This window comes from Pelagimonas sp., assembly GCF_050633425.1.
Classification (GTDB): domain Bacteria; phylum Pseudomonadota; class Alphaproteobacteria; order Rhodobacterales; family Rhodobacteraceae; genus Pelagimonas.
On sequence record NZ_JBOEGM010000013.1, the window covers coordinates 98,229 to 122,890 of the forward strand.

24 protein-coding genes are annotated in these 24,662 nt (G+C 54.8%); 11 read left to right on the forward strand and 13 right to left on the reverse strand.

All coding sequences use genetic code 11. The features are described from left to right. The first annotated feature begins 18 nt into the window (after positions 1–18). Genes ACRBB0_RS11605 through ACRBB0_RS11615 form a run of 3 tightly spaced genes read left to right on the forward strand, consistent with a single transcriptional unit; the run spans position 19 to position 3,110 of the window. Positions 19–1,053 carry a serine hydrolase domain-containing protein gene (locus ACRBB0_RS11605; protein WP_431374595.1) on the forward strand — a complete coding sequence of 345 codons (1,035 nt, stop codon included), beginning with the start codon at positions 19–21 and terminating at the stop codon, positions 1,051–1,053. Continuing rightward, positions 1,050–2,033, forward strand: coding sequence for an alpha/beta fold hydrolase (locus ACRBB0_RS11610; RefSeq protein WP_431374596.1), 984 nt, complete (start codon positions 1,050–1,052; stop codon positions 2,031–2,033). Before ACRBB0_RS11605 ends, ACRBB0_RS11610 begins: the two co-directional genes overlap by 4 nt. 12 nt (positions 2,034–2,045) lie before the next feature. After that, on the forward strand, positions 2,046–3,110 hold the full coding sequence (locus ACRBB0_RS11615; protein WP_431374597.1) for a serine hydrolase domain-containing protein: 1,065 nt from the start codon (positions 2,046–2,048) through the stop codon (positions 3,108–3,110). A 1,261-nt stretch (positions 3,111–4,371) separates the two neighbouring features. Here ACRBB0_RS11615 and ACRBB0_RS11620 read toward each other — a convergent pair. After that, positions 4,372–4,638: a transposase gene (locus ACRBB0_RS11620; protein ID WP_431374598.1), complete on the reverse strand. Its 267-nt coding sequence runs from the start codon at positions 4,636–4,638 to the stop codon at positions 4,372–4,374. Positions 4,639–4,890: 252 nt separating this feature from the next. Continuing rightward, on the reverse strand, positions 4,891–5,337 hold the full coding sequence (locus tag ACRBB0_RS11625; RefSeq protein ID WP_431374599.1) for a nuclear transport factor 2 family protein: 447 nt from the start codon (positions 5,335–5,337) through the stop codon (positions 4,891–4,893). 92 nt (positions 5,338–5,429) lie between these two features. On the opposite strand from ACRBB0_RS11625, the gene ACRBB0_RS11630 reads away from it, so the two are divergent. Further along, a complete protein-coding gene (locus ACRBB0_RS11630; protein WP_431374600.1) occupies positions 5,430–5,798 on the forward strand; it encodes a winged helix-turn-helix transcriptional regulator in 369 nt (122 codons plus the stop codon). 380 nt (positions 5,799–6,178) lie between these two features. Here the strand turns inward: ACRBB0_RS11630 and ACRBB0_RS11635 are convergent, their stop codons facing one another. After that, positions 6,179–7,423, reverse strand: coding sequence for a hypothetical protein (locus ACRBB0_RS11635; RefSeq protein WP_431374601.1), 1,245 nt, complete (start codon positions 7,421–7,423; stop codon positions 6,179–6,181). A gap of 642 nt (positions 7,424–8,065) precedes the next feature. Here ACRBB0_RS11635 and ACRBB0_RS11640 point away from each other — a divergent pair. Both ACRBB0_RS11640 and ACRBB0_RS11645 read left to right on the forward strand, forming a co-directional pair. Next, positions 8,066–8,404: a carboxymuconolactone decarboxylase family protein gene (locus ACRBB0_RS11640; RefSeq protein ID WP_431374602.1), complete on the forward strand. Its 339-nt coding sequence runs from the start codon at positions 8,066–8,068 to the stop codon at positions 8,402–8,404. A 117-nt stretch (positions 8,405–8,521) separates the two neighbouring features. Next, positions 8,522–10,240 (forward strand): sigma-54-dependent Fis family transcriptional regulator, encoded by a 1,719-nt coding sequence (locus ACRBB0_RS11645; protein ID WP_431374603.1) that lies wholly within the window; start codon positions 8,522–8,524, stop codon positions 10,238–10,240. 67 nt (positions 10,241–10,307) lie between these two features. Here the strand turns inward: ACRBB0_RS11645 and ACRBB0_RS11650 are convergent, their stop codons facing one another. From ACRBB0_RS11650 to ACRBB0_RS11685, 8 genes are all read right to left on the reverse strand, one after another. Next, complete coding sequence (locus ACRBB0_RS11650; RefSeq protein ID WP_431374604.1) at positions 10,308–11,885, reverse strand: GMC family oxidoreductase; 1,578 nt, start codon at positions 11,883–11,885, stop codon at positions 10,308–10,310. A 15-nt stretch (positions 11,886–11,900) separates the two neighbouring features. Then, on the reverse strand, positions 11,901–12,491 hold the full coding sequence (locus tag ACRBB0_RS11655; protein ID WP_431374605.1) for a hypothetical protein: 591 nt from the start codon (positions 12,489–12,491) through the stop codon (positions 11,901–11,903). Between the two features lie 33 nt (positions 12,492–12,524). Then, complete coding sequence (locus ACRBB0_RS11660) at positions 12,525–13,223, reverse strand: lipoyl protein ligase domain-containing protein (protein WP_431374606.1); 699 nt, start codon at positions 13,221–13,223, stop codon at positions 12,525–12,527. After that, positions 13,220–13,906, reverse strand: coding sequence for a 2-oxo acid dehydrogenase subunit E2 (locus ACRBB0_RS11665; RefSeq protein ID WP_431374607.1), 687 nt, complete (start codon positions 13,904–13,906; stop codon positions 13,220–13,222). The genes ACRBB0_RS11660 and ACRBB0_RS11665 overlap by 4 nt, the downstream gene beginning before the upstream one ends. Then, complete coding sequence (locus ACRBB0_RS11670; protein ID WP_431374608.1) at positions 13,903–14,136, reverse strand: biotin/lipoyl-containing protein; 234 nt, start codon at positions 14,134–14,136, stop codon at positions 13,903–13,905. The genes ACRBB0_RS11665 and ACRBB0_RS11670 overlap by 4 nt, the downstream gene beginning before the upstream one ends. A gap of 70 nt (positions 14,137–14,206) precedes the next feature. After that, complete coding sequence (locus tag ACRBB0_RS11675; protein ID WP_431374609.1) at positions 14,207–15,232, reverse strand: alpha-ketoacid dehydrogenase subunit beta; 1,026 nt, start codon at positions 15,230–15,232, stop codon at positions 14,207–14,209. Positions 15,233–15,252: 20 nt separating this feature from the next. Continuing rightward, positions 15,253–16,239, reverse strand: a complete 987-nt coding sequence (locus ACRBB0_RS11680) for a thiamine pyrophosphate-dependent dehydrogenase E1 component subunit alpha (protein WP_431374610.1) — start codon at positions 16,237–16,239, stop codon at positions 15,253–15,255. 460 nt (positions 16,240–16,699) lie between these two features. Next, on the reverse strand, positions 16,700–17,332 hold the full coding sequence (locus ACRBB0_RS11685) for a 50S ribosomal protein L25/general stress protein Ctc (RefSeq protein WP_431374611.1): 633 nt from the start codon (positions 17,330–17,332) through the stop codon (positions 16,700–16,702). Between the two features lie 227 nt (positions 17,333–17,559). Here ACRBB0_RS11685 and ACRBB0_RS11690 point away from each other — a divergent pair, with 227 nt between their 5' ends. Beyond that, positions 17,560–18,150 (forward strand): hypothetical protein, encoded by a 591-nt coding sequence (locus ACRBB0_RS11690; protein WP_431374612.1) that lies wholly within the window; start codon positions 17,560–17,562, stop codon positions 18,148–18,150. A 103-nt stretch (positions 18,151–18,253) separates the two neighbouring features. After that, positions 18,254–19,396, forward strand: coding sequence for an MFS transporter (locus tag ACRBB0_RS11695; protein WP_431374613.1), 1,143 nt, complete (start codon positions 18,254–18,256; stop codon positions 19,394–19,396). A 67-nt stretch (positions 19,397–19,463) separates the two neighbouring features. On the opposite strand, the gene ACRBB0_RS11700 is transcribed toward ACRBB0_RS11695, so the two are convergent. After that, a complete protein-coding gene (locus ACRBB0_RS11700; RefSeq protein WP_431374614.1) occupies positions 19,464–20,627 on the reverse strand; it encodes an alpha-hydroxy acid oxidase in 1,164 nt (387 codons plus the stop codon). Positions 20,628–20,786: 159 nt separating this feature from the next. Between ACRBB0_RS11700 and ACRBB0_RS11705 the strand changes: the two genes are divergently transcribed. Together ACRBB0_RS11705 and ACRBB0_RS11710 are read left to right on the forward strand one after the other, a co-directional pair. After that, complete coding sequence (locus tag ACRBB0_RS11705) at positions 20,787–21,332, forward strand: heme NO-binding domain-containing protein (protein ID WP_431374615.1); 546 nt, start codon at positions 20,787–20,789, stop codon at positions 21,330–21,332. A gap of 2 nt (positions 21,333–21,334) precedes the next feature. Then, positions 21,335–22,684 (forward strand): ATP-binding protein, encoded by a 1,350-nt coding sequence (locus tag ACRBB0_RS11710; protein WP_431374616.1) that lies wholly within the window; start codon positions 21,335–21,337, stop codon positions 22,682–22,684. On the opposite strand, the gene trpA is transcribed toward ACRBB0_RS11710, so the two are convergent. Next, the gene (gene trpA / locus ACRBB0_RS11715) at positions 22,672–23,463 is read right to left on the reverse strand and encodes a tryptophan synthase subunit alpha (protein WP_431374617.1); all 792 of its coding nucleotides are present in this window, start codon (positions 23,461–23,463) and stop codon (positions 22,672–22,674) included. The genes ACRBB0_RS11710 and trpA overlap by 13 nt on opposite strands. 182 nt (positions 23,464–23,645) lie before the next feature. On the opposite strand from trpA, the gene ppk2 reads away from it, so the two are divergent. After that, on the forward strand, positions 23,646–24,662 hold the full coding sequence (gene ppk2, locus ACRBB0_RS11720) for a polyphosphate kinase 2 (protein WP_431374618.1): 1,017 nt from the start codon (positions 23,646–23,648) through the stop codon (positions 24,660–24,662).

Sequence of the window (24,662 nt, forward strand, 5' to 3'; positions counted from 1 at the left end):
TACAAAAGGAAGAGACCTATGACGCTCGCCCAAGACCTGCAAAAGCTCATCGACGCGGAAGCCGCAAAGGCGAATACCCATGCCTTGATATTGCACCTCAGATCCAGCGATGGACGCGTGGACGTCAAAGCCAGCGCCGGTGAAGTCACGGACGACACGCGTTTCCCAATTGCAAGCATCACCAAGATGTTCACGGCAACGCTGATTATGCAATTGGTGGAGAAAGGTCGACTTGACCTGAACCAGACCGTCCAGAGCATCCTGCCACATGTGGACTTGTCGTGTCTTCATGTGGTGAGTGGGACGGATTACGGGTCCAAGTTGACCATCCGCCATCTGCTTCACCAAACCTCTGGGTTGGCGGATTACTACGAAAGCGACCTGGCGTTAGATTTGAAGGCGGGCAATGACCGCAGCTACGGTTTGGAAGATGTGTTGCAGATGACGCGCGCCTTGCCGCCGCAGGCCGCACCGGACAGCGGGCGATCCCATTACTCCGACACGAACTTCCAACTTCTTGGTGCCGTCATCGAAAGCGTGACAGCACAGAGCTTTGACCAAGCCTTGCAAACCGGCATTTGTGTACCGCTGGGGCTGACGCAAACGAAAGTTCTGCGCGGAACGGACGTGGGCCTTGCGGTTTACCACAAGGACCAATTGCTCAACATTCCGCAGCTTCTGACCAGCATGTCGGCAGATGGCGGCATCATCTCGACCTTGGACGAGATGATGACCTTCTTGCGCGCCTTCATGCAAAACCGGCTTTTTTCTCCCCAAACCGCTGAGCAAATGCGTCAGTGGAACAGGCTCTTTTTCCCAATGAGTTATGGGTACGGCCTCATGCGGATCAAGCTGCCCCGCTGGATGACCCTTTTTCGCAAAACCCCCGAGCTGATCGGGCATTCAGGGGCCAGCGGGGCGTTTGCCTATTATGCGGCCGAGCGGGACATATACGTGGTCGGCACGTTCAATCAGACAGATGCACCACGTCGGCCCGTCGGCTTTATGTTTGAGGTGATGCGCTTGGTTGCTAAATACGAAGTATTGTCATGAAAACGCTATTAAAGTGGATCGTCAGCATCGTAACTTGCCTGCTGTTCGCCGTCAGCGCATTGTATGTGGGAACCCGCGGCGAATACGCGGTCGCCCGTCTGGTGACGGACGACCCATCCTTGCCGTCAGAGATCGTCAACGGCGTCCAACTGCACATGCGCGTCGTTGACGGGCCGCAGAGTGCGCCTACGATTATCGTTCTGCACGGCGGGCCGGGCGGAGATTTCCGATCTCTGCAAGCACTGGAAACCCTGTCCGATCAATATCGTGTGGTTTTCTACGATCAACGCGGTGCCGGACTGTCCGAACGTGTTTCAGCGGACTTCCTGACCCTCGATGGCCATCTGGACGAATTGGGGGCCGTCATAGATCTCGTTTCACCAAGCCAAGCGCCGATCGTAATTGGCCATTCCTGGGGGGCGATGCTGGCGGCGGCTTACATCGGCCGGAATCCCAACGATGTTCAAAGCGCTGTGCTGATCGAACCGGGTTACCTCGATGCTGCGGGCCGCGAGGCTTGGGAGGCGGAAAGTGCAACCTACATGTCTGGATTAGGCTATGGCATGATGGCGATCACCACGGGCTTTCGCGCGCAACATGTGTCCGGTCCAGATGCCGCTGCGCCGGATGATTTTCTCATCGGTCATATGGTTCGCACGTTCGCCAATCACCCCGACAATCCATATCATTGTGGTAATGGGTATTCTGCGCCCAACTGGCGGTTCGGAGCGCAGTCCAGCACCACATGGCGGGGCGCGTCGGCTGCAACGGTGGATCAGATCGGGTCAAATACTGTCGCGTTTAAAGGTCCTGTCTTATTGATCGCCGGAGAGTGCAACAATTGGCTCGGGCCGCTGCAAACCCTGCATATTTCCCAGTTCGCAAACGCCGATTTGGCGATCATTCCTGACGCCGGCCACGACGTCGTCTGGGACAACGCGGACGCAACGCTCGCAACCATCCGCGCCTTTCTGGACTGAGGCGCTTGCACAATGAACGATCAGACAGACACCTCTCGACTCCACCGCATGATGATGCCTTATGAGAGCCCGCGGCACACAGTCGTTGCCTTCAGCCTGATTGCCAGCAAACCTCAAATCATAGGGTCGGGTCCCAATGATACGCAGGCACCATGGGAGGACCTCATTTTCGAGATCGGCTCGATCACCAAAGTGTTCACGGGCATCTTGCTTTGCGTGCTCGTGGAAGAAGGGAAAATCGATCCCCATGCGCCTTTCTCCGAGTTGTCGGATGCACTGTCTGATGTGCCAAGCTCGATCACGCCAGAGCGCCTGGCGTCTCATACCAGCGGCCTGCCCAATATTTATGCTCCGATTTGGAAAGTTCTGTTCCAACAACGGCCCGATGGTCCCTATGCCGGCTTTACGCGCAGAGACCTGTTCACATGGTTGCACAACTGGCATGCCAAAGACTCCGGTGGCAATCTGCGCCACAGCTATTCAAACCTCGGCGCAGGGCTGTTGGGCGAGGCCATGGCGATGCAGGCGGGAAGACCATTCACCGAACTGCTCGCGGAACGGGTCATCCATCCACTTGGACTGACGGACACAACCGGTGACTTGGACGGCGACCAACGGTCCCGTTTCATGTTTCCTCGAAACACGGCCGATAGACCCGTTATACCCTGGACCTTCGATGCCTTGGCGGGGGCAGGCTATCTTCGCTCGACAGCGCGCGATCTCGCGCGTTTCTCTCGTAGCGTTGTCCAAGCGATCAATGCGCCGGAAACGGTTCTAGATTATGCGATCAAGCGTTCGGCCAAACCGATCTTTGGCGTCGGTCGAAGAGGGAGCTCACACCTATTCGCACAGTGCTCTGGCTGGATGTCTATGAAGCCAGACCCATCTGGCCCAACAAGTCTTTTTGCCAACGGCGGAACTGCTGGATCGACCTGCGCGCTTTTTCTTTGCCCTGAAAAAGAGAGAGCAATTGCGATCCTTTCGAACAATGGCGTCGCGGCAAGTCTCTGGGCGCGCACCAAGCTCAGTTGGTCAAGCCCGACGCGGCAAGCACATGACTATTTCACGGCAGGCTGACTGCCGAAGAGAACACGGGTACAAGTCGCAGCATTCGGTAATATGAGTTTATAGCCGACATCCGACAACACCAATCGGGAAAACTTCCGATTTTCAAGGGCGATTGTCGGCTTAGCGGGACTTTTCTACCGTTCATATCTCACCACGAAGGTCGGCTTTGGTTCGGGAAATTGGCCAAGGTTCAATTAGAAACAGACTGAGCCGATTTGACTTTAGCCGCTCCGCTCTCTGTGCCATTTGAACCAAAAGAACAATGCTTGTAGTGGGGCACCGATGAAACAAGTGGCTAAGAACAAGGGACCTCTCCCGCCAGGCCATTGAAGAATGTCATCATACCAGATCAAGCATGCAACAATTGCCAAACTTCCGAAGATAATTGTCCTCTTGGTTTTCTGCTTATTCGACAGTTTGTGCCAGAGTAATGCCATGCCACCGATCCGATTGGCTATCCCTTAGAAAACAGACATTGATGCAAAACGCAGAAATTTGCAATAAGGGCTCACTGCCGACATCTGACAAGTTCAGTCGGGCAAGTCGATGAAACCTTGTATTAAAGGTCGGCTTAGCGGGACAAAGCCTTCGTTGGAACCGAAGAAATCAACGTCTGCTTTCTTCGGTCGATCAAATCGTTAAGCTGTTTGTACATTGTTAAAGACAAGCTTGGGAATCTATGCCTTCAAAGTACACGGCTGCGCGAAGGGCAAAATTGGAAGACTTGGCCGAAATGTCACGCGTGACAAAGCGACCTGGCCGTAACTCCGTCGGGTCAAGATCATTGGCATTTTGTCACCCAAACCACAGCAAGGAAACGCTACAAGCGTATTTTTCGATGTACCCGCAAGGTATTTTCGTAAGCGAAGAAGGCGAGCGCATTATCAGTTTTGCGTGTGCAGTTCGTACTTCTACAAAGGCCATAGAAGAACCAATCGCGTGGTCAGATGTCACAGATGGCGAAAAAACTTTAGGCCATCAGAAAAGAGGGAAATGGCTGTATGTCAGTCGCTTAACCTACACAGCTGGTCCGGGACATGCCCACGTATCGAAAGAGATTGGCCCACTTCTGACCGCACTACAAGATTTGGCGGTCAAACAGGGCTTAGCAGGAGTAGCGTTTGCGACACGGTTCCCCGGCCTAAGAGAAAGATCCGGCACAACCGCATTCCAACGCTCATGCATCGATGAACCGCACCATCAAGTACGTTCAGGGCTGGCCCCGACTGGAATTTCCTACCAGGTAGGTTTTCGACATTGCGTCTCGCTGTCAAATTATCTTGGAGATGGAAGGCACTTTGCGTTGATGGTCTGGCGAAGGAATGCCATCTACTTGGGTCAGGACTGATAAGCAGAAAATGATCGTTGCTGCGAGGTAGATGGCCGACTTGAATGTAAGTGCGCACCTGTCATATCGAGTTGCGATACGCCGCCAGTCTTTGAGCTTGGCAAACAAGTTCTCCACCTTGTGCTGGGTTTTGTAGGTTTTCTTGCAGTAATCGATTGTTTCTTTACGGTTTTTCTTCGGTGGGTGCATGGCTTGATCTTCTGGTTGGTCAGCAAGGTTCTGATTTTGTTGCTGTCATATGGCGCATTGCGACGCCGGTTGAAGCAGGAGCCATCCATCCCATCAGCAATCCGCCCGATCTCCGCGTTGCGGCGTCGACGAGCTTCGCCCCCCCCCCAATATCCGCATTGCATCGTAGCGCGCAGGCACACCGATGACGTAGCCGCCGGGCTGACCTTGCTCCAACGTGAGCCGGAAGATCCGAACCTCGGCGGGCCGCCTTTAGTTGATTTCTGACATCGGGTCGAACATCGGCAAACCCGACGCCGTGTCCAGAACCTCTGGCTGCAGTACATCCCAATGTTCTGCAATTTGACCATCTTCAACGCGGAAAATATCGACGCCGATGAGTGGCTCAGGGCCGAACCCGGTAATGCGCGCATGTACCGCAACCAGATTACCCTCCGCGATGATCATTCCCGGCTCGTATTTGAAATTTGGTGGCATGTGCCCAAACAGTTCCTTGATGACTGCTCTGCCAGAAGGAATGGTTGGATTCCGTTGCAGGTAGTCTTCGGCGAAATAGGTATCAATGGCCTCAACGTTCCCGTTTACGAAAATCTCTGTCACAGCCTTGACCACAACATCCCGAGCGGTTTCAGCAAAGGCCGCGATTGGGGTAATGCCGACCGCGAGCGAGAGAATGGCGGTCCTAAAAGTATGTTTCATGGAGGGCTCCGTGTTTGTGTTGACGTAAGTCCTGATAGCATCTAGCTAACAAAAAGAAAGTACGCACCATTTTGTAAGTATGGAGAGCCACGGTGAGCATTGAGAAAAAGATTGAGCCGAATGTGATGGACAAAATGTGCCCGTCTCGTGTTGTGCTCAACCACGTCACAAGTCGCTGGGGGCTGTTGGCACTGATCGCGCTTCAGGAAAAGCCTCTGAGATTCAGTGAATTACGCCGCATCATTGGGAACGTCAGTGAAAAGATGTTGTCCCAGACGCTCAAAACGTTGGAGAAGGACGGCTTTGTTCATCGTCAATCGTTTGATGTGATGCCCCCGCATGTCGAATACAGCCTGACATCACACGGTCAAGGCGTCTCGTTGCACGTAAAAGCACTGGCAACCTGGGTCGAAACGAATATTGAAAACCTGCCTTTGGCGGATGCAACGCCAGCTCAATAAAACTTAGCTCTCTGCGCATTGCGGACCTTGATGCAGGCTGCAGCAAACACATTTGCAGCCTGGGCCTTTGAACGACCGCCTTCGCCCTGTAATTGACGGTGCCGTTGCAACCAGTGTCTGGTTTCCGCCCTTGGTGTCGATCAACACTAACGGCCCATAAGAGACATTCATCAGGTGAGGACGCGCCGGATGCAGTTTCACCGAACGGGCCTTTCGCTGCGCTCGCGCGATCAACACCTTGACTGAGTTCGGCAGTGCGGGACACTTTTCCACTCATCTTGTCAATGCCACCTGGCGATGCCTGGATTACCTGTATGGCACCTTCCTGCGGTGCCCTCGCACGCGGCGGGGGGGGGCGGGGTTGAAGCCATTATCGTGCGTTATCTCTTGAATGCGCTGATCACCCCCTCTGTAGGCCTTTGGAGCTCTACGCCAGATTTGGGCCAGCACCATGATCTGTTTTGAACGTATGACACTGCATTGCACTGTTCATACTCCATGCAAATGGACTTGCACCGTGCAAAGCTGACATTGCGAATGCCGTCAGTTGTTAGATCTGCCCCTGGATAGTCTGTGGCATGCTGATCGATCATTGTTCGGACCGCGATCTGGTTTTGCGTCGGGCAACTACGGATCATTTCGTTCAGCAATCCGCTTCGTATGATCTGTTGGAAGCCGAAGAACAAATCTCCGCCCGGCGAGACAATCCTCGCGCCGAATTTCTCTGCTCTCATCGCAGGCTGTACCATTTCGGAGGGTATATTAAATACGACTTTGCCGCGCATGTCTGACCGATCGAGGAGGTCCCAGCGGTCTACTGGGTACCATGAACCATCGATCCCCAGATCGAAAGTTCCGTAGACTGCGAGTTCAGGCTCATGGAGATCAGCCACTCCAGCAACCCCGGTTTCCGTGCAGAAGAGCGTCAGGAAACTGTCTCCGGTGATCGCAACCTGCTTCATGCGCAGTGCAATCTTTCCGTTCAGGTTGATGTAGGAGGCTTGTTCGTCGTAAATGCCATTGGTGACGACACGCCATTTTTCCAAATCCTTCTGCGAGACCCAAAGGATATCGTTGTGATCGATTGAGGACACCGTCTCGAACAGATCTGGCTCCACCCGGTGGCTCCGAATGTACTCGGAGAGAACTCCGGAGACTGCTTGTCCGATTGCGGCACCCTCATTGCCATCAAGATCCGTCTCCGTGAATCCAAACCGATGGATGCCGATACGCGCACCGTTAGAGATGTAGCGGTAGTCGGCAGAAATATACGCGTACACGCAGGCGCTTGCACAGATCGCATCCGGTATATCTGAAGCGCCCACCTGAGCTGAAACGATTGCTGGGATGTCGGCGACATAGTCCCCCATCCTGAGGCTTTCCATCAAGGAACCTCCTGGGCTATCGAAAATAATGAGGACGTCCCTGACGTCTGAAACATCAGCTTCTTCGATCTTGGCCTTTAGTTTGTCGGTGTCACCCGTTTGGATTTCTCCAGTGGCGGTGATGTGCAAGGTCGGCTGGCGGATGGGCCGCAGATCAAGTCTCTCTATCGAGAAATCCATGGCCCACGCAGAAGCTGGCGCTATCAGGCTAACGCAAAAAATTAAAACGAGAAGGTACATCAGATCCCATTTTCACGATGACAAGGGTCCTCGAAAACCTGAATGCAATATTGTGAACTATCAAGGAGATATGTTGGGGGGGCATTGGTTTTTCGGCTGACGCGAGTGACGAGCAATCAATTTCGGCCCGGAGCTGCCTTTGGCTGAGTGTTTCAACGCTGCGATGCAGCTTTCGCATTACTGCCGTTTGAGCATCTTGCAGCATTTTTGACAGGCGAGTTGTGGCACAGCGGACGAAGCCGACATTTCTGGCCCTCAGACGAGAGTCCGCTCTCGCGATTCTCCAATTCGTTGTTGTCATAATCCGCTTTTCTCGCACGGCGTCCAAACACAGATTGTGTAGGCAACAGACATTGCGCGAACGAAAATTTGAGCGCGCCAAACATCGCTATTTCTTTAGGACGGAAGATGACTGCTACTATAATTTTCTGCGTCCGGGCGCACATGCGGCTTTGAAGAACTGTCTCATTTGGTGCTGAATGAGACAGTTTTCAGTGTGCAAATGCGAAACTCATTTCAGAGGTTTCGCGATTTTCAGCCTCCGATAATACTCGTTTCGAATGCTTGGTAGTAAGGGGAGGCGCAATCGAATGCGATGTGCATTTGCATCGTGGCCTCATAAGTCTGATGGGGGAACGGAAAGTGACGGCGACTTATAAAGACAATGCAACATCAATAGACAAACGAGTGGGGGCTTTGTTTAAGGCCGCGCCGTCGGTCATGATGCCCTACAGCCAGCTCGTTAAGGCGGCTTCCGCTGACAGCGCTTTGCAGAGTAAGACCAAAGAGCTCATCGCGTTTTCAATATCGATTGCCATTAGATGTGAAGACTGCATCGTGTTTCACCTGCGCGCAGCATTAAACCATGGAGCCAGCCGGGAAGAGGTGATCGAAGCAATCTCGGTCGCGATTGAAATGGGTGGCGGCCCGTCGGTGGTCTATGGTGGCCGTGCGCTGGAAGCGCTTGAGGATCTGGCGTGATCGCCTGCCCGAGACACGCCAGATTGGACAGAGCGCAATATATGAACAACAATCATCAGTGAAGACAAAGCCGTTTGAACAGTTGAAAATCGAAAGGAACTTACGATTTCAGGGTCTATGGACAGGTCATCGATAGACAATCTACTTCGGTCCTCTAAGGACCGGAGCCGGTCCCTGCATAACCTGTCTTCGAGCACCAAATCGCCGATCCTCCGATTGCAGGCCAATGAAATCGCTTATCGCAACGAGAAGTTTCTTGATCAGATTGGCGGGGCTGTGTCTGAGGTCGACAACTCCGCCGTGCTGCCAAGCCGGTCAAGATATTGTCTGCTGATTACCGACGCCGATGGCATTGTCATCGAATCCTATGCGCCGGAAGGTCTAAAGATGGAGTTTCAAAGAAGCGGACTTGTCCGAGGTGGGGTTTGGGATGAACGTGTTGCCGGTACAAACGGTATCGCGATGTCATTGCATAGCGGGCGCGTTCTGACAGTTTTCGGCGAGGAACATTTCTACAATTGTTTTCATGACTTCAGCTGCAGTTCCGCACCGTTGGCCGATGCGGAAAACAATCTGATTGGCACCATAACGCTGGTCGGCTCAGCACGCCGCCGGCAAGAAGAACATGCTCTATGTGAACAGGTCGTCAGGCGCGCGTCGCGGCAATTTCAAACACGGCTCTTCCGCAATTTTCATGCCGATAAACTCACGGGACGGGTGCTGTCGCGCGACCTTAAGGCACGCAGAAGTTTCGAAACTCTGGTGGCATGTGACGAAGACGGAACTGTGATCTCGCATTTGCCGCTATGGCGCGATCGCGCACGCCCTGCAGAGCATCAGAATCTGACAGGGCAACACATATCTGATATTAAAGGTCTGGAAATTACCCTCCGTGGGCCAGCCACTGTGCCACCACAACGCAGGGTAACGCAGCCGAATACGCCACGCATCGCGGCGCGTGTGGAAAAAGAAACAACACTGGGCCGTCTGATTTCAGAGGGCGGTGGGCTTGCAATTCTTGCTGAACGGGCCCGCAAACTCGTTGCCCATCGCGTACCGCTGCTTATTTGTGGTGAACCGGGTGTTGGCGTGGATGGGTTTGCAAGAGCCCTGCTGGAAGAACAATCCCTGATTTCGCCCATGGGGCTAACACTCGATGCGGCCAACAGCCAAGCCGAGGTTGACCTGGAAGACGCCCTGAACAGCCTAGATTTTCTCAGTGAATATCCTGTCGACAACGTGGTTCCAACATTGATCCTGCGAAATATTGAAAGCCTGCCGCCACAAGCGCAGATCACCCTAGAACGCTTTCTTGATGTTGACCCGATGGAGGCACAAACGAAGGCAGAGCCCCCTGCGGTGCTGTTCACAACAGACAAAAACTGGGCGGAGCTGGAAGCCGCCGACACCATTCCTAAAAGCCTTCTCTACCTCTTGGGTCAATCGGTGGTGGAACTGCCGCCCATCGCGGCACGGGACCCTGAAACCGTGCTTGAAAACGTGATCGCGGAGGGGTTTGCAGACCCGCTCGAGGTCGCCGACAATGCCCGTGATGTGTTGGTCAGCTATCATTGGCCGGGCAACCGGCGCGAAATGCGCAGCGTCATACGAGAGGCCGTGATCTGCGGCAATGGCAAGCGGATCAATGTGACTGATTTACCGGCGCGCTTGCTTGCCTCGCGCGAAGAAAACGCCAAAGCCCAAACGCGCGCTTCGCTCAAGGATGCACTCGACAGTTCAAACTGGAACGTCTCAAAGGCCGCGCGGCTATTGGGCAAGAGCCGTGCAACGGTAAATCGCTGGATCGCCTCCGAAGGCTTGCAGCGGCCAGAATAGGGATCACAAAACAAATACGGCCGGGCATCAGAGCCCGGCCGTATTGAGGGAGGTAACTCCAGATCGCTCAGATGTTCTGCGCGTTCATCTCCTGCGCGATATATGCCGCCTGCCGTATGGCCAAGGCCACGATGGTCAGGGTCGGATTACAGGCCGCCGACGACGTGAACTGACTGCCATCCGAGACAAAGAGGTTGTCAATGTCATGCGCCTGCCCAAAAGCATTGACCACCCCCTTGGACGCATCCGCATGCATCCGGTTCGTGCCCATGTTGTGGGTCGCCGGATAGGCCGGCAGCTCATAGACATCGGTGGCCCCAACGGATTCGTAGATTTGAGCGGATGTCTCATACATATGCGACGTCATTTCATAGTCATTGTTATGCGGCGTTTTCGAGACGATCGGCACCGGCAACCCGTATTGGTCCACTTCGCTGTCATGTAGGGTGATCCCATTGCGCTCCTGCGCCAGATCTTCGCCGAGCACCCAGACGCCGGACATCCGGTCGTAGTTCTCCAACGCGCCAGCCACGCTGCGGCCCCAGCCGGTATTGCCCGGCTCAAGGAAGGCCGCCATGAACGGCAGGCCCAGTGACAGGAACTCAAGGTAATAGCCCCCCGCAAAGCCGCGCCCTGCGTCGTGATAGACCTCGTCACCGACGATCCCGGCCACGGATGTGCCGCGATACATATGCACCTTTTCGGGCAGCACCGCGTAAACCCCACCTGTGGTGTGGTTCATGTAGTTCTTGCCCACCTGACCTGAAGAGTTGGCCAAGCCATCGGGGAACATGTTGGACGCGGAATTGAGCAACATGCGCGGGCTTTCAATGGAATTCCCGGCCACGCAGACCACACGCGCCTTCTGACGATGTTGGTTGCCCTGCTTGTCGGCGTAGACCACCGCATTCGCTTTGCCCGCGTCATCATGCTCGATCCGCAGAACCATGGCGTCGGTGCGGATTTCGCACTTGCCGGTGTCTTCGGCGCGGGGCAGTTCGGTATACATGGTCGACCATTTCGCACCAATAGCGCAGCCCTGCATACAAAAGCCGATCTGATGGCACGCCGGCCGGTCGTCGCGCTCAACCGAGTTGATCGCCATCGGTCCGGAGCGATAATCGCTGCGGCCTGTACGGCGGCAACCTTCGGCCAGCACACGAAAGCCGTTGTTCCAAGGCAGGTGCGGCATGCCGGTGGTTTTGCCGGTCACGCCCATCTTCAGTTCGGCCTTTTCATACCAAGGCGTCATTTCCGCCAGATCGATGGGCCAGTCTTCGACATTGGCCCCGTCAATGCTGCCGTATGTGCTGCGGGTTTTGAACTCATAGTCCTTGAACCTCAGAGCAACGCCTGCCCAGTGGACCGTTGAACCGCCATAGCCCTTCACGATCCAGGCGGGCAGATTTGGGTGGTTCACAGACCCGTGCCAGCCCCCGCCGGAATAGCGCTTGTCCAGCCAGGAGATTTTGTTGAACATCGCCCATTCGTCATTTTCGATGTCGCCCATGTCGAAACGTTTACCCGCTTCGAGGACCACAGACTTGATACCTTTTTGGGCCAGTTCGTTTGCCAAGGTGCCACCACCCGCGCCAGAGCCGATGATGACAACGACGCTATCGTCGTTCAGATCAAATTGTGCCATTTTTCCGCCCTCCCGCTATTGGACTTCAGCCATGCGTTCTTCGAGGGTTGGACCCTCTGGAACGAATGTGATGTCGGAAAAACCACGGTCGATATAGCCGCCATGCTCGACCGAGGATCCCTCGTAGCCGAGCAGCGGCCAGACATCCTTATTGTCGTAGATGCCGAAATAGGCGGTCCAGCGGACTCCTTGGAAAAAGCTGGCATGCTGGAAGTGCCTGAGAATACCCTCGCGGGCATCGGGATTTTCTATGTCGACATAGGGGACACCAAAAAGCTCCTGCGCTTTGGCATCAATTTTGCCAAGACCCTCGGTCAGGTCTTTGGCCATGTCGGAATTGGACACGGCATTGGAGGTGACGGTCGCGACAATCGCCTTGTAGTGCGACAGCTGCAGAATATCGGGGTGCGGGTAAATATCCTGTACCATGCGCAGCAGACTTGCGCCCAGTGTTTCGTTCAAGACGTTTGATGCCGCAAAGGCCGCGCCGCCAAGCATTGCGCTTGTCGTGATGCCAGCCATGGTGGTTGTCATCAGGAACATTCGGCGGCTCATGCCTTCGTGCGTCTCATCAGATCTGTTCAGCCGGTGAATGGGTATAGTCATGTCGTCTCCTCCCAATTGGGTTCTTGTTTGCGGTCAAGCCGCTTGGTTTTCGCGCAGCGAAAGTGAAGAAAGCCGATCCTCCGCGGCTCTGATCAACGCTCCGGGAAAGCTGGTTTGGTGCATATTTTCGGGCATAAGTGCGAAAAGCGGCGCATGGGCTTCGGGGCGTAGCACCGGTGCGTCCGGAAAAGCCGCCTGGTGCAGCAGGCAAAGCTCGGCCCAGTGGCCGGGGTCAGGCAGATGCAGCAGGATTGCCGCATGCAGCAAAGCCACCCGGCCACTGCGCGTGCTGCGCCAGCGTTGCGCGGTGCCGGCCAGCTTGCGCTCACCGGCCAGCACATTCCACGCACCATCACAAAAGGCCCCCGGACATGCGCCCGTATGAGCCGAGATATCAAATCTGCTCAGCGCCTCGGTGAGCGTCCCGCAAATCAGACGATACCCGTCCTCAAGGGTAAAGCCAGATGGACAGGGCAAAACCATGGCCAGGTTCAGAGTGCAGGCCCCTTGCGGCACGATGCCGCCGCCCGTGCCGCGCGTCACGACACCAAGCCCCGCGCGTTTGATGTCACGCATCACCGACTGGGTGCCCGTGCGCCGGGCAATGGCAGAGGGCAGCACAAGCGCGCTTTCATCTGCCTGCCACAGCAGCAAGGCGGCTCGCCCGGCCTGCAACAGCGCGGCCTCACGCGCGATACCATCGGCGGCTGAGGCGAAGGGCGCGATGATCATGGTGAGAAGTCCTCGATCGTCTTGCACAGATGGGTCAGAAAATCGGCCGCAGGGGCACCATCGATGGCGCGATGATCAAAGGTTAGCGACAGCCCGGCATAGGATTTCCAGACCAGTGTACCGCCCTCCCGAACCGGCGTTTCGACACCGCGGCCGATGCCAAGGATCGCGATCTGGGGCGTATTGATGATCGGCGTAAATTGCTCAACCCTGGACAGGCCCAGATTGGACACCGTAAAGGTGCCGCCCGTCATTTCGGGCACTGTCAGCTTGTTCGTGCGTGCCCGTTCGGCCAGGTCGCGACGTGCCGCCCGAAGCTGTTGCAAGTCCATCTCGCCCGCCCTGAAAATCGCAGGCGCGGCAAGCAGGTTGCCCGGCAGGGCGATGGCCACACCAAGATCAATGTCCGCAGACAAATTTATCTCGCGCCCCTGCATTGTTCCATTGATGTCCGGGTGCGATTTTAGTGTTTGAACCACCGCGCCCATCACTAGGTCTTCGACCGAAAGTGATATCCCGTCGCTCTTGAACCGCGCTTTGGCGGCCAGCACAGCGCTCATGTCGGCGCGTGCATGGTGGGTCAGCTGGGCCGCCGTTTGGAGCGACGCAACCATCTTGTCTGCGATCATCGCCCGCGCACCGCGAAGGGGGACGATCGTCTGTTCAGTAAGCTCGAGCGTCATGAGATTGACCCGATGACATCGCCTTTGCCAGCGACCTCGTCCTGTGCTTTTGCGATGCTCAGGGTCCCGCTCGCGGGCGCTGTCACTTCATACTGAACCTTTGCGGTCATGATCTCGGCGATCAACGCGCCCTCGGAGACCTGAGCGCCATCGCTTGCCAACCAAGCTGTGATGACGCACTCGTCGTCACCTTCCCAAAGATCGCGATCTATGATGATATCCGTTGCCATTTTGGCATACTCCTATTGTTGCCTCCCCGACGGATCGGGGAGGTTGGGTTGTCTGGAATTGTTGATGGGATCAGGCCGGGACCGGGTCTTTACACATATCGCGGGCCGCTGTTACGATCTTGTCCGCGTTTGGCAGGCAATGTTGCTCCATCACACGGGCAAAGGGTATCGGCACATCGGGATAGGCGATGCGTTTGGGCGGCACCTTCAGATCGGCCATGTTGCTCTCGGTCACAGTGGCGATGATCTCGCCCGAGACGCCGTAGCTGTGATAATCTTCATCCACGACGATCAAGCGCCCGGTCTTGGCCACGCTGGCACGAACCGTGTCACGGTCCAAAGGCACCAGAGAGCGCAAATCGACCACTTCGGCGCTGATGTCTTGTTCCGCAAGCGTTTCGGCGGCTTTCAACCCGTGATGCACGCCTTGGGCAATCGACACGATGGTCACGTCGCGCCCTTCGCGGGCAATGGCGGCTTTGCCGATTTCCACTTCGTAGCTTTCTTCGGGGACGTGGGTGATGGCACCCGCTTCCGTTCCAAGCCACCCCATGCCTTGTAACCCCTTGTGATACATGTAGATTACCGGGTTTGGGTCGCGCAGCGCCGCTGTCATCAGACCTTTGGCGTCATAAGCGTTGGAGGGGCTAACCACCTTCATGCCCGGCAAATGCGCAAAGCTGCCATAGAGACATTGCGAATGCTGTCCCGCGTCGGAATAGCCACCCCCGGTCGATGTCATCAGCACCATCGGCACGTTGAACTTGCCGCCCGAGAAATAAGTATTCTTGGCCATCAGGTTGTAAATCGCGTCAAAGCACACGCCGAAAAAGTCGACGAACATCAGCTCGACCACGGGTTTCATACCGTCTTGCGCCGCGCCAACGGCCGCGCCGATAAAGCCGGTTTCAGAAATCGGCGTGTCGCGTACGCGCTCCTTGCCGAACTCTTCGAGCAAGCCGCGCGTATTGCCAAACACGCCGCCGAGTTCACCAATGTCTTCGCCCATGACAAAAACACCGTCATCAATGCGCATCTCCTGTGCAGTGGCCTCGGCCATCGCCCGCGCAATCGTCAGTTTACGTTCGTTTTCCATTGTCTTTCCTCCCTCTGCGCTTAGGCGAACACGGCTGTCAGCGCGTCTTCCGGTTTCGGATCGGCACTTTCGCGGGCAAAACGGATCGCTTCGTCCACAGCAGCCTGTGCTTTGGCTTCCATTTCATCCAATTCGGCGTCGGTGAAATTGCCGTCAGCCAGTAGTCTGGCGCGCATTGTCGGGATCGGGTCCTTCTCAAATAGCCCGTCCTTTTCACCGTCAGGACGGTAGCCTTCTGCATCCCCCATGAAGTGGCCGGCCAATCGATAGGTTTCGATCTCGATCAGCGTCGGACCTTCGCCGCGGCGCGCCCGCTCAATCGCTTCACCCGCGACTTCGTAAATCTTCAGAGGATCGTTATCTGGTACGAAATGGCCAGGAATTCCGTAGGCTGCCGCACGATCTGAATTGCGTTGGATTGCGGTCGAGGCCTCTTTCGACACGGAAATGCCCCAGGCATTGTCTTCAACCACCACCACCATCGGCAGCTTCCAGACCGCAGCCAGGTTCATCGCCTCATGAAAAGCCCCCTGGTTGGCGGCACCTTCACCGATGAAAGACACGGCGACACCCGTTTTACCCTGAATCTGACGCGACAGTGCCGCGCCTGCCGCGGGGCCCATACCCTGCGCGATAATGCCGGAACAGGCAAAGTTCACATCCGCATCGAAGATATGCATGTGACCACCGCGCCCGCCGGACAGGCCGGTCGCCTTGCCGAAAATCTCAGCGGCCATTTTTTTCAGATCCACGCCCTTCGCAATCGCCTGATGGTGAGGACGGTGTGTCGCAGTAACGATATCCTCCGCTTCGAGATGGGCGCAAACGCCGACTGCAACGGGTTCCTGCCCGTCCGACAGATGCATCTCGCCGGGAATGGGCCCGTCCGCCATGTTGAACACGGGCGTCTTCCCTTCCATGTAGATTTTCTCGATGGCATTTTCGAAGCGACGGCTTGTGACCATCTTTTCGTACATCCACGCCAATGTTTGTTTGTCTGGCTGCATTGTTTCTCTCCTCCTTAACGAAGGAAAGGCTGATGGACTCTTTGCAAGGAGAGTAGTGTTTTCCCAGGGCAGCGGGCCGAGTCGGAAAAACTGTCTCATCTCGTCTAAGTTGAGACACTCAATTAGACAGATTTGCGCCACTCGACATAGAGGCCGAGCGTGTTCGTCGCTGCAACAGCACGACTGCTCCGTGAGTCGAAACCATCCCACATTCAGCGAAATGCGCACAACCATAGTTTGTGTTCCCGCGCCTACAATCGTGCCTGCTTCGGAACGCACTATGCTCATCGATGCACTGCGCAGCATCCGAAATTTTGGGCTCACTGCCGATTTCGCTAATTTTCGATACTGGCGAGTAAATCTTCAAGCTCACATCTGTTTTCCGAGAGTGTGACCTCTGGGAAAAACAAAAAAGCCCCGCTCGAATGAGCGGGGCTTTTGGCGCAACAAGTGTTGCGGCTTATTCTTCGGCGGCTGCCGCTTCTTCTGCTTCACCTTCGTCGTCGCTATCGGACGATTTCAGACCAGATGGGGCTGACAGGTTGGCGATGACGAAGTCGCGGTCGATGGTTGCTTTTGCGCCTTCGGGCAGTGTCACATCAGAAATGTGGATCACATCACCGATTTCGCGGCCGGTCAGGTCAACAACCAGTTTCTCAGGGATGTCACCCGCGGTTACAACCAGCTCAACTTCGGGGCGAACCAGTGTCAGAACGCCGCCTTTTTTGATGCCAGGTGCTGTTTCTTCGTTGATGACTTCAACTGGAATGAACAGAGCCACTTTGGATGTGCGGCGCAGGCGCATGAAATCAACGTGCGTTGGCAAGTCTTTGACAACATCGCGCTGAACGTCGCGGCAGATGACGCGGACGTCTTCTTGGCCTTCAACTTGCAGGTTCCAAAGTGTGGACTTGAAGCGACCGGCTTTCAGGTTTTTCAGCAAAACGTTGAATGGGACGTTGATCGGAAGTGGCTCCGCGTCACCACCAAAAACGATGCCCGGAACCTGGCCGTCACGACGTGCCTGACGAGCGGCGCCCTTGCCTGTCCCCGTGCGTTCCGTAGCTGTGAGATTAGGAATCTCTTTAGCCATTTGTATTCTCCATAAGATAGGGCAGGGTGCCTCCAAGGCTGTCACCCCGCGTTGAAGCTGTGCGCGTAGACTGGATTGGGTGGGATTGCAAGATGTTTCCTTGCCAGAAAGCATCTTGCTACTTGGTTTGGCGGTGGGGCTTAATCGCAGTTCGCAAAAATCTTTTCCGAAAGAGTTTGCGTTTAAAATTATTAGGTGTGCTCTGAATGGTCTCGATTTGGAAAAAGATGGGTTATCTTGCCCTCACAATACTGGCGCTGAGTCTGGCGCAGCCCGCATCATCGCAGCAAAAGAAAAGCTTAGCGTCCGTGTTGGAAGCGTGTTGGGCTGTTGTGTCCGAGCAGGATCCAGACGTCTTCGCCTGGCTTGATCTGGAGTTCCAGAAAGAGGACGTTCTTGAAGACGGGGCCGTCAATACAATTTGGACAGGAACACAGCTCACCGAATATGGAGAAATCGAGTTGAAAGCCTTGGTTCGAGAGGGGGTATTGTTTGACTGCTCTATGCTGACATACCCTGAGCCGGATGGGAAAAATTTGATCGGTTTTGAGGAAGCGAAGGGTGTTTTGGAAAACTGGTTTGCTCAGAAATTAGACCAAGACGGCTTTTTGGGTGGGGACAACCGGCGTGGCTTCTTTGAACTTAAGCGCTGCGCCAGAGGGAAACCAGCGGTGAGCGCCTTTGTCGTCAGCATGATCCCCGAAGATCCAGATATTATACTGCCCAAAGACACGCCGATTCCCGGCAACATTAGGTTTGCGGTGTTCCTTTTCAATCCGCTCAACCTAACAGGTTGCGCGGAACGAGGGGCTTTGTAACCTTCTAAATCGGCTCTTTGCGGGGAATGCTCAAAGCGCTTTGACACAGAGCGTTGCAAATCGTGTTTGGACGCTAACGAATAGCCGTGTCACCACTCGCCCCATGCTACGTGATATTTATATTTCTCGCGGACCTCTGGCCGCTTTTGCCGCCGAAGGTCTGTTCTGGGGTAGCTTCGCCTCTTTGGTACCGGTCATTAAATCTCAGGTTGGGCTGAGCGATGGTGAATTTGGCGTTGTCATGCTTATTGCCGCCCTTGGGGCCGTTTGCGCGATGTGGCTCGCGCCTAAGGCGGAACAGAAGCTTGGCCGTTGGACATTGCCGGTGCTGGCAGCCTTTATGGCCACTGCATTCCTGTTTCCGGGTCATGCCAACACCGGAGCGTTTCTGGCGATTGCGATGATGGCGGCAACCATTGGATCCGGTTCGCTGGATGTGGCCATGAACGCGCGTATTTCTGTGCTGGAAGGGACCTCAGGGCGCCCGTTGATGAACCTTGCCCATGGCATTTTCTCGGTCTCATATGCGATGTCCGCTTTGGCCGGCGGGTTCGGACGCGAAGCGGGCTGGTCGCCTGCCATGATTTTCACAGCCCTCGTCGGAGTTTGTTTGCTCCTGATCGTCCAAATGATCGCGGCCCCGGTGCCCGATCCAGAGCAAAGCGAAGAAGATCTCGCACCGCGTCGTCTGTCTTGGGTCTTACTCGTCCCTGCGGGGTTGATTGTTTTGCTTGCCTTTATGTCTGAGCAGGCCACCGAAGGCTGGTCGGCTTTGCATCTTGAACGCGGATTGGGAGCAGGGGCGGCAGAAGGCGCACTTGGCCCGGCAATATTAGGGATCACCATGGCGATTGGACGCTTGTCCGGGCAAGTGATCGTGCATTACTGGTCTGAGGCCGTGGTGATCCGTGCCGCGACTGTTTTGGCGGCGATCGGATCAGTCGTGGCCGCCTGGGCTCCTAATTTGGCGGTGGCCTATTTAGGCTTTGGCCTGCTTGGCATGGGGGTGTCGGTGGTCGCACCAATGGCGTTTGCCTGGGTCGGACGGATGGTCTCGTCAGAAAAGAAAGCCTTGGCAATTTCGCGCATTGCTGTGTTGGGGTACGCAGGCTTCTTTATTGGGCCTCCTATGATGGGCTTCTTGGCTGAAAATTTTGGGTTGCCCGTGTCGTTTACCGCGATTTCCATCCTGCTATTGCTGGTCCCTTTGGTGCTTGTCCCAATGGTGTCTCGGTATCGTCCCTAAGGGCCTGAGCTTAATCGCCATACGCTATCGCAAATGTAAAAGGCCGGGGTGTTACCCGGCCTTCTCTTTATTTCCAGTTGTCTGAAAAGTCCTTGGGGATCATGAGGATATCTTTCCCGACGTTTTTGATGTCGGTGTGACCGGTCAGCGCCATGGACACGTCCAGTTCCTTGTGGATAACCTCCAACGCCTTCGTTACGCCCGCCTGTCCCATGGCACCAAGCCCATACACATAGGCCCGACCAATCCAGCACCCCTTGGCCCCCATCGCGACGGCCTTAAGCACGTCCTGACCAGAGCGCACACCACTATCAAGATGCACTTCGATTCTGTCGCCAACCGCATCCATAATCTGTTCAAGGGCTCTGATCGAACTCAACGCGCCATCGAGCTGGCGACCGCCATGGTTGGATACAATAATCGCATCCGCCCCAACGTTGCAGGCTTCCAGAGCGTCGCGCGGATCAATGATGCCTTTGATGATCAACGGGCCATCCCACATTTTGCGAAACTCGCGAATACGGTCCCAGTTCAGCGATTGATCAAAGGCTTCAGCCGTCCAGGACGACAGCGAAGAGGCGTCTTCTACGCCAGTGGCATGCCCAACAATATTGCCAAAGAACCGCCTTTTGGTTTGCAACATTCCAAGGCCCCATTGGACTTTGGTCATCATGTTGGCCACGGATTTTGGGGTCAATTTTGGCGGGGCCGAGAGACCGTTTTTCAAATCCTTGTGCCGCTGGCCTAACATCTGCAAGTCTACAGTGATCACCGCTGCTGAACATTTGGCAGCCTTGGCACGATCGAACAGACGCTGCATAAAATCATCGTCTTTCAGTGTATATACCTGCATCCAAAACGGCTTGTCGGTGTTGTCAGCCACATCTTCGATGGAACAAATTGACATTGTCGACAAGCAATAGGGAACGCCGAAATCGCCTGCGGCCTTGGCGGCTTTGATTTCTCCGTCAAAATGCTGCATTCCTGTCAGGCCGACTGGGGCCAGAGCCACCGGCATCGACACATCTTGGTCAATCATTTTGGTTTGGGTCGTGCGGCCGGCCATGTCGACAGCAACACGTTGGCGCAGATAGAGTTTGTCAAAATCCGAGCTGTTTTCGCGAAAGGTTTGCTCAGTCCAACTCCCGGACTCGCAATAGTCATAAAACATCTTGGGGACACGGCGTCGATAGATGCGTTTGAGGTCTTCGATTTCGGTAATGACAGGCATGGCGCTCTCACGAATTGGTCGAATTGGTAAGGAACGGTTACCAATGCGGCGAAAAACTTGCAATAGAACAGTTCATGCCTGCGTCACCACGGCAGTTTTAAGGAGGCGTTCATTGCTTTGCGTTACCGATAGGACAAAGTGGCAATTGGGAACTTCTTTATGAAGGGCATGGTTTTTACAGAATTGTTAGAGATGGCCGAAAACGCCTTGGGCGAAGAGGCGATGGATCAAATTTTAGCGGCACTCAATCTTGAAAGTGACGCGGCCTATACAGCTGTCGGCAACTATCCATGTAAGGAACTAATGCAGATCGTTGGTGCGGTCAGCGATTATAGCGGTGCCTCGGTGGAGGAGTTACAGCGCCAATTTGGGGCTTGGATGCTGCGGCGATTTTCTCAAGGCTATCCGGACTTTTTCTCGTCCAAAAGCAACGTGTTAGATATGCTTGATTCGATTGAAAACGAAGTCCACGTTGAGGTTCGTAAGCTCTACCCAGATGCTGAGCTGCCACAATTTGAAACCCGTCGCCCAGATGAGAGAAGTTTGGAAATGACTTATAAGTCCAGTCGGCCACTTGTCTCGTTTTGCCGTGGTCTCATCGAGGAATGTGTCACCCATTTTGGCCATGCTGCGGATGTGATCGTCGATGACCAAAGCGAAAATAACGCAGGGCAAGCGGTGTTCTTGGTGCGAATGGCTGCATAATCATGACAATGGTTGATTCTCAGGCCTCGGACGACCGCGTTTCGCGCCAAAGGTACCTGAGAGAGCGAAAAGCACGAGAGCAGGCAGAAAAGCTCTTGGAAGACAAAAGCCGAGAGCTTTATGACGCTTACCAAGAGTTGAAGGCGCAGGCTCAGGGTTTGGAAACAACCGTTCGGTCCCGGACGTCCGATCTTGAAGATGCAAAGTCACGGGCAGAAGACGCAAATGACGCCAAAAGCGCGTTTCTAGCAATGATCAGCCATGAAATTCGGACGCCTTTGAATGGTATTCTTGGAATGTCGACTGCTCTGCAGGAAGCCGGATTGGATGACACAAGTGCGGATATGGTTGGTGTGATCCAGTCTTCTGCTGACGCGCTGTTGGATTTGCTGAATGACTTGTTGGACCTATCCAAAATCGAAGCTCGCCAGATGGAGCTTGAGGATGTCAGCTTCAATTTATCTAAAGTCATCCGAGAGGCGCATAAACTGTTTGGGTCAAAGGCTTCGCAGAAAGGCCTGCAATTTGACCTCGAATTTGGCGCTGGTATGCGCGGTCATGTCCGGGGCGATCCGACACGGGTCCGGCAAGTCCTATCCAACCTGTTGTCCAATGCAGTGAAGTTTACAGAAGCCGGGGGGATAAGCGTTGATACATCGGTTGAAGAGGACGTTTTGACCATGACCGTAACTGATACCGGGGTTGGTATTTCCGACGTTGGGCAAGATCAGTTGTTTCAGGCTTTTAAGCAGGCTGATACGTCGATCACGCGGAAGTTTGGCGGGACAGGATTAGGATTGGAGATTTCTCGTCAGATGTGCATCCTGATGGGGGGCGACTTGACCTATGCGCCGAACAAGACGCGTGGTTCCGTTTTTACTGCGACGATGCACGTCACCCCAAGTGAGAAGAGCGAAACCGGCCAAAGTACCACTGAAATTGGAAGCGACGCGATCCTTGCCCGGCGCACTTGGCGTGTCTTGGCGGCAGAGGACAATAAAACAAACCGAAAAGTTTTGGAACTGCTTCTCAAACGGTACAATTTCGACCTTCGGATCGTTGATGATGGCGCTCAGCTGGTCAAAGCCTTTCAGGCAGACCCAGCCGACATTATCCTAATGGATGTTAACATGCCTATCCTGTGTGGCCTCGAAGCGGCGGCCAGAATTCGCGTGTATGAGCGCGCCAAGCGCATGCAGCCCGTGCCGATAATTGCGCTCACAGCCAACGCTATGACACATCAAGTTTCCGATTACTTAAGACGGGGAATGGACGCGCATGTGTCCAAGCCGATACGACGGGAAGAACTTGCTGATTGTATGGCGCGCTTGTTAGACAATCACGCCGAGTGAGCACCATCCGCTAGGGATTTCACAAAGGAGAGTACGTCACTCACAGGCTTGCCCGACGCCATCTCACTTACAATTGCTGAGCCGACCACACAGCCATCTGCAACAGAGGCGATATCGCGCGATGTTTCGGGCGTGCGAATGCCAAACCCAACGATCACCGGCAGATCGGTTTTGGCTTTGATGCGTTTCACCTCTGGCGAAACATCCCCTGCTTGGGCGGCTGCGGCACCGGTAATTCCTGTGATGGACACATAATAGACAAAACCGGAGGTGTTTTGGAGCACCTTTGGTAGCCTCTTGTCATCTGTTGTCGGCGTTGCCAAACGAATGAAGTTTAACCCGGCCTTTTGGGCTGGAATACACAACTCTTCGTCTTCTTCCGGGGGGAGGTCGACAATAATCAGGCCGTCAATCCCCACCTCTTTGGCGTCAGCTAGAAAGGTATCGACCCCGCGCGAGTAAATGGGGTTGTAATATCCCATCAAAACGATCGGGGTTGAATTATCGCCTTTGCGAAATTCGCGAACCATGTCCAATGTCTTGCTGAGCGTCATGCCGCCATCAAGCGCACGTTGACCTGCCAATTGGATGGTTTCACCGTCGGCCATAGGGTCCGTGAACGGCAAGCCAAGCTCGATGATATCCACACCCGCCTCTGGCATCCCCTTCATCAGTTCAAGGGACCGCTCAACATTGGGGTCACCGGCCATGATGTAGGCGACAAAGGCTTTTTTCCCTTGTTCAGCGAGCTGGGCAAATTTGGTGTCGATACGAGTCATGGGGCTCTCCGCAGGATGGTCAGGCCGTGTTGCCGGAAGCAGAGCAGAAAATCAATGCCATCTGGAAAATAGACCGGGGCGAACACAATAGATGTGGGTTTGTGACAGTTTTTTGACAGGGGTCAAGGCGGGGTGGTCGAGAGGTCGCTAACTTAGGCGCAAAGACAGTGAAAGGATTCTCTATGACCACAGTACGGACCTCAACCAACGCCACCAAACCCGTTGTCGCCAAGACGTCAGCCCAACCGTCGCAAAAGCCCAACGGGGCTGCGGAGCCTGCCGCCACAGCGCAGACACCGGTTGTTGGGGCCCCTAGTTCTGCGGCAAATGTTAGTAAGCAACCGTCGCCAGAAGCTATTCGCCAAGCCTTTGAATCTGGGAAATACCCTTATTCCGACAAGCTGTCGCGCAAAAGCTATGAAAAAGAAAAAGCCATGCTGCAGGCCGAACTTTTGAAGGTTCAGCTATGGGCGCAAGAAACCGGCGAAAAATTTGTGTTGCTGTTCGAGGGTCGTGACGCGGCCGGTAAAGGCGGCACAATCAAACGTTTTACCGAACACCTCAACCCTCGGAATGCTCGCGTTGTCGCTCTCAATAAGCCGACGGACGAAGAACGCGGCCAGTGGTACTTCCAGCGGTATATTGATCATCTGCCAACGGCCGGAGAAATCGTCTTATATGATCGGTCATGGTATAACCGGGCCGGCGTTGAGCGGGTTATGGGGTTCTGTGAACCCAATGATTACCTTGAGTTTATGCGCCAAACACCCGATCTGGAACGGATGTTGGTACGGTCTGGGATCAAGCTGTATAAATACTGGTTCTCGGTCACCCAAGAGGAGCAGAAAGCGCGTTTTGACAGCCGTGAAATGGATCCGCTCAAACAGTGGAAGCTGAGCCCGATTGATAAGGCGTCGCTTGGCAAATGGGATGATTACACCGAAGCCAAAGAGGCGATGTTCTTCTATACAGATACGGCCGATGCGCCGTGGACTGTGATCAAGTCGAACGACAAGAAACGCGCCCGATTGAATTGCATGCGTCATTTCCTGTCGACGATTGATTATCCGGGCAAGGATCTCTCGATCGCTCAGCCTGCTGATCCATTGATTGTGGGCGGTGCAAGCCATGTGATCCATCGCTCGGATCACATCCTCGGGACAGCGCTTCATCCTGATACGCGCAAATCGAGTTCTTAA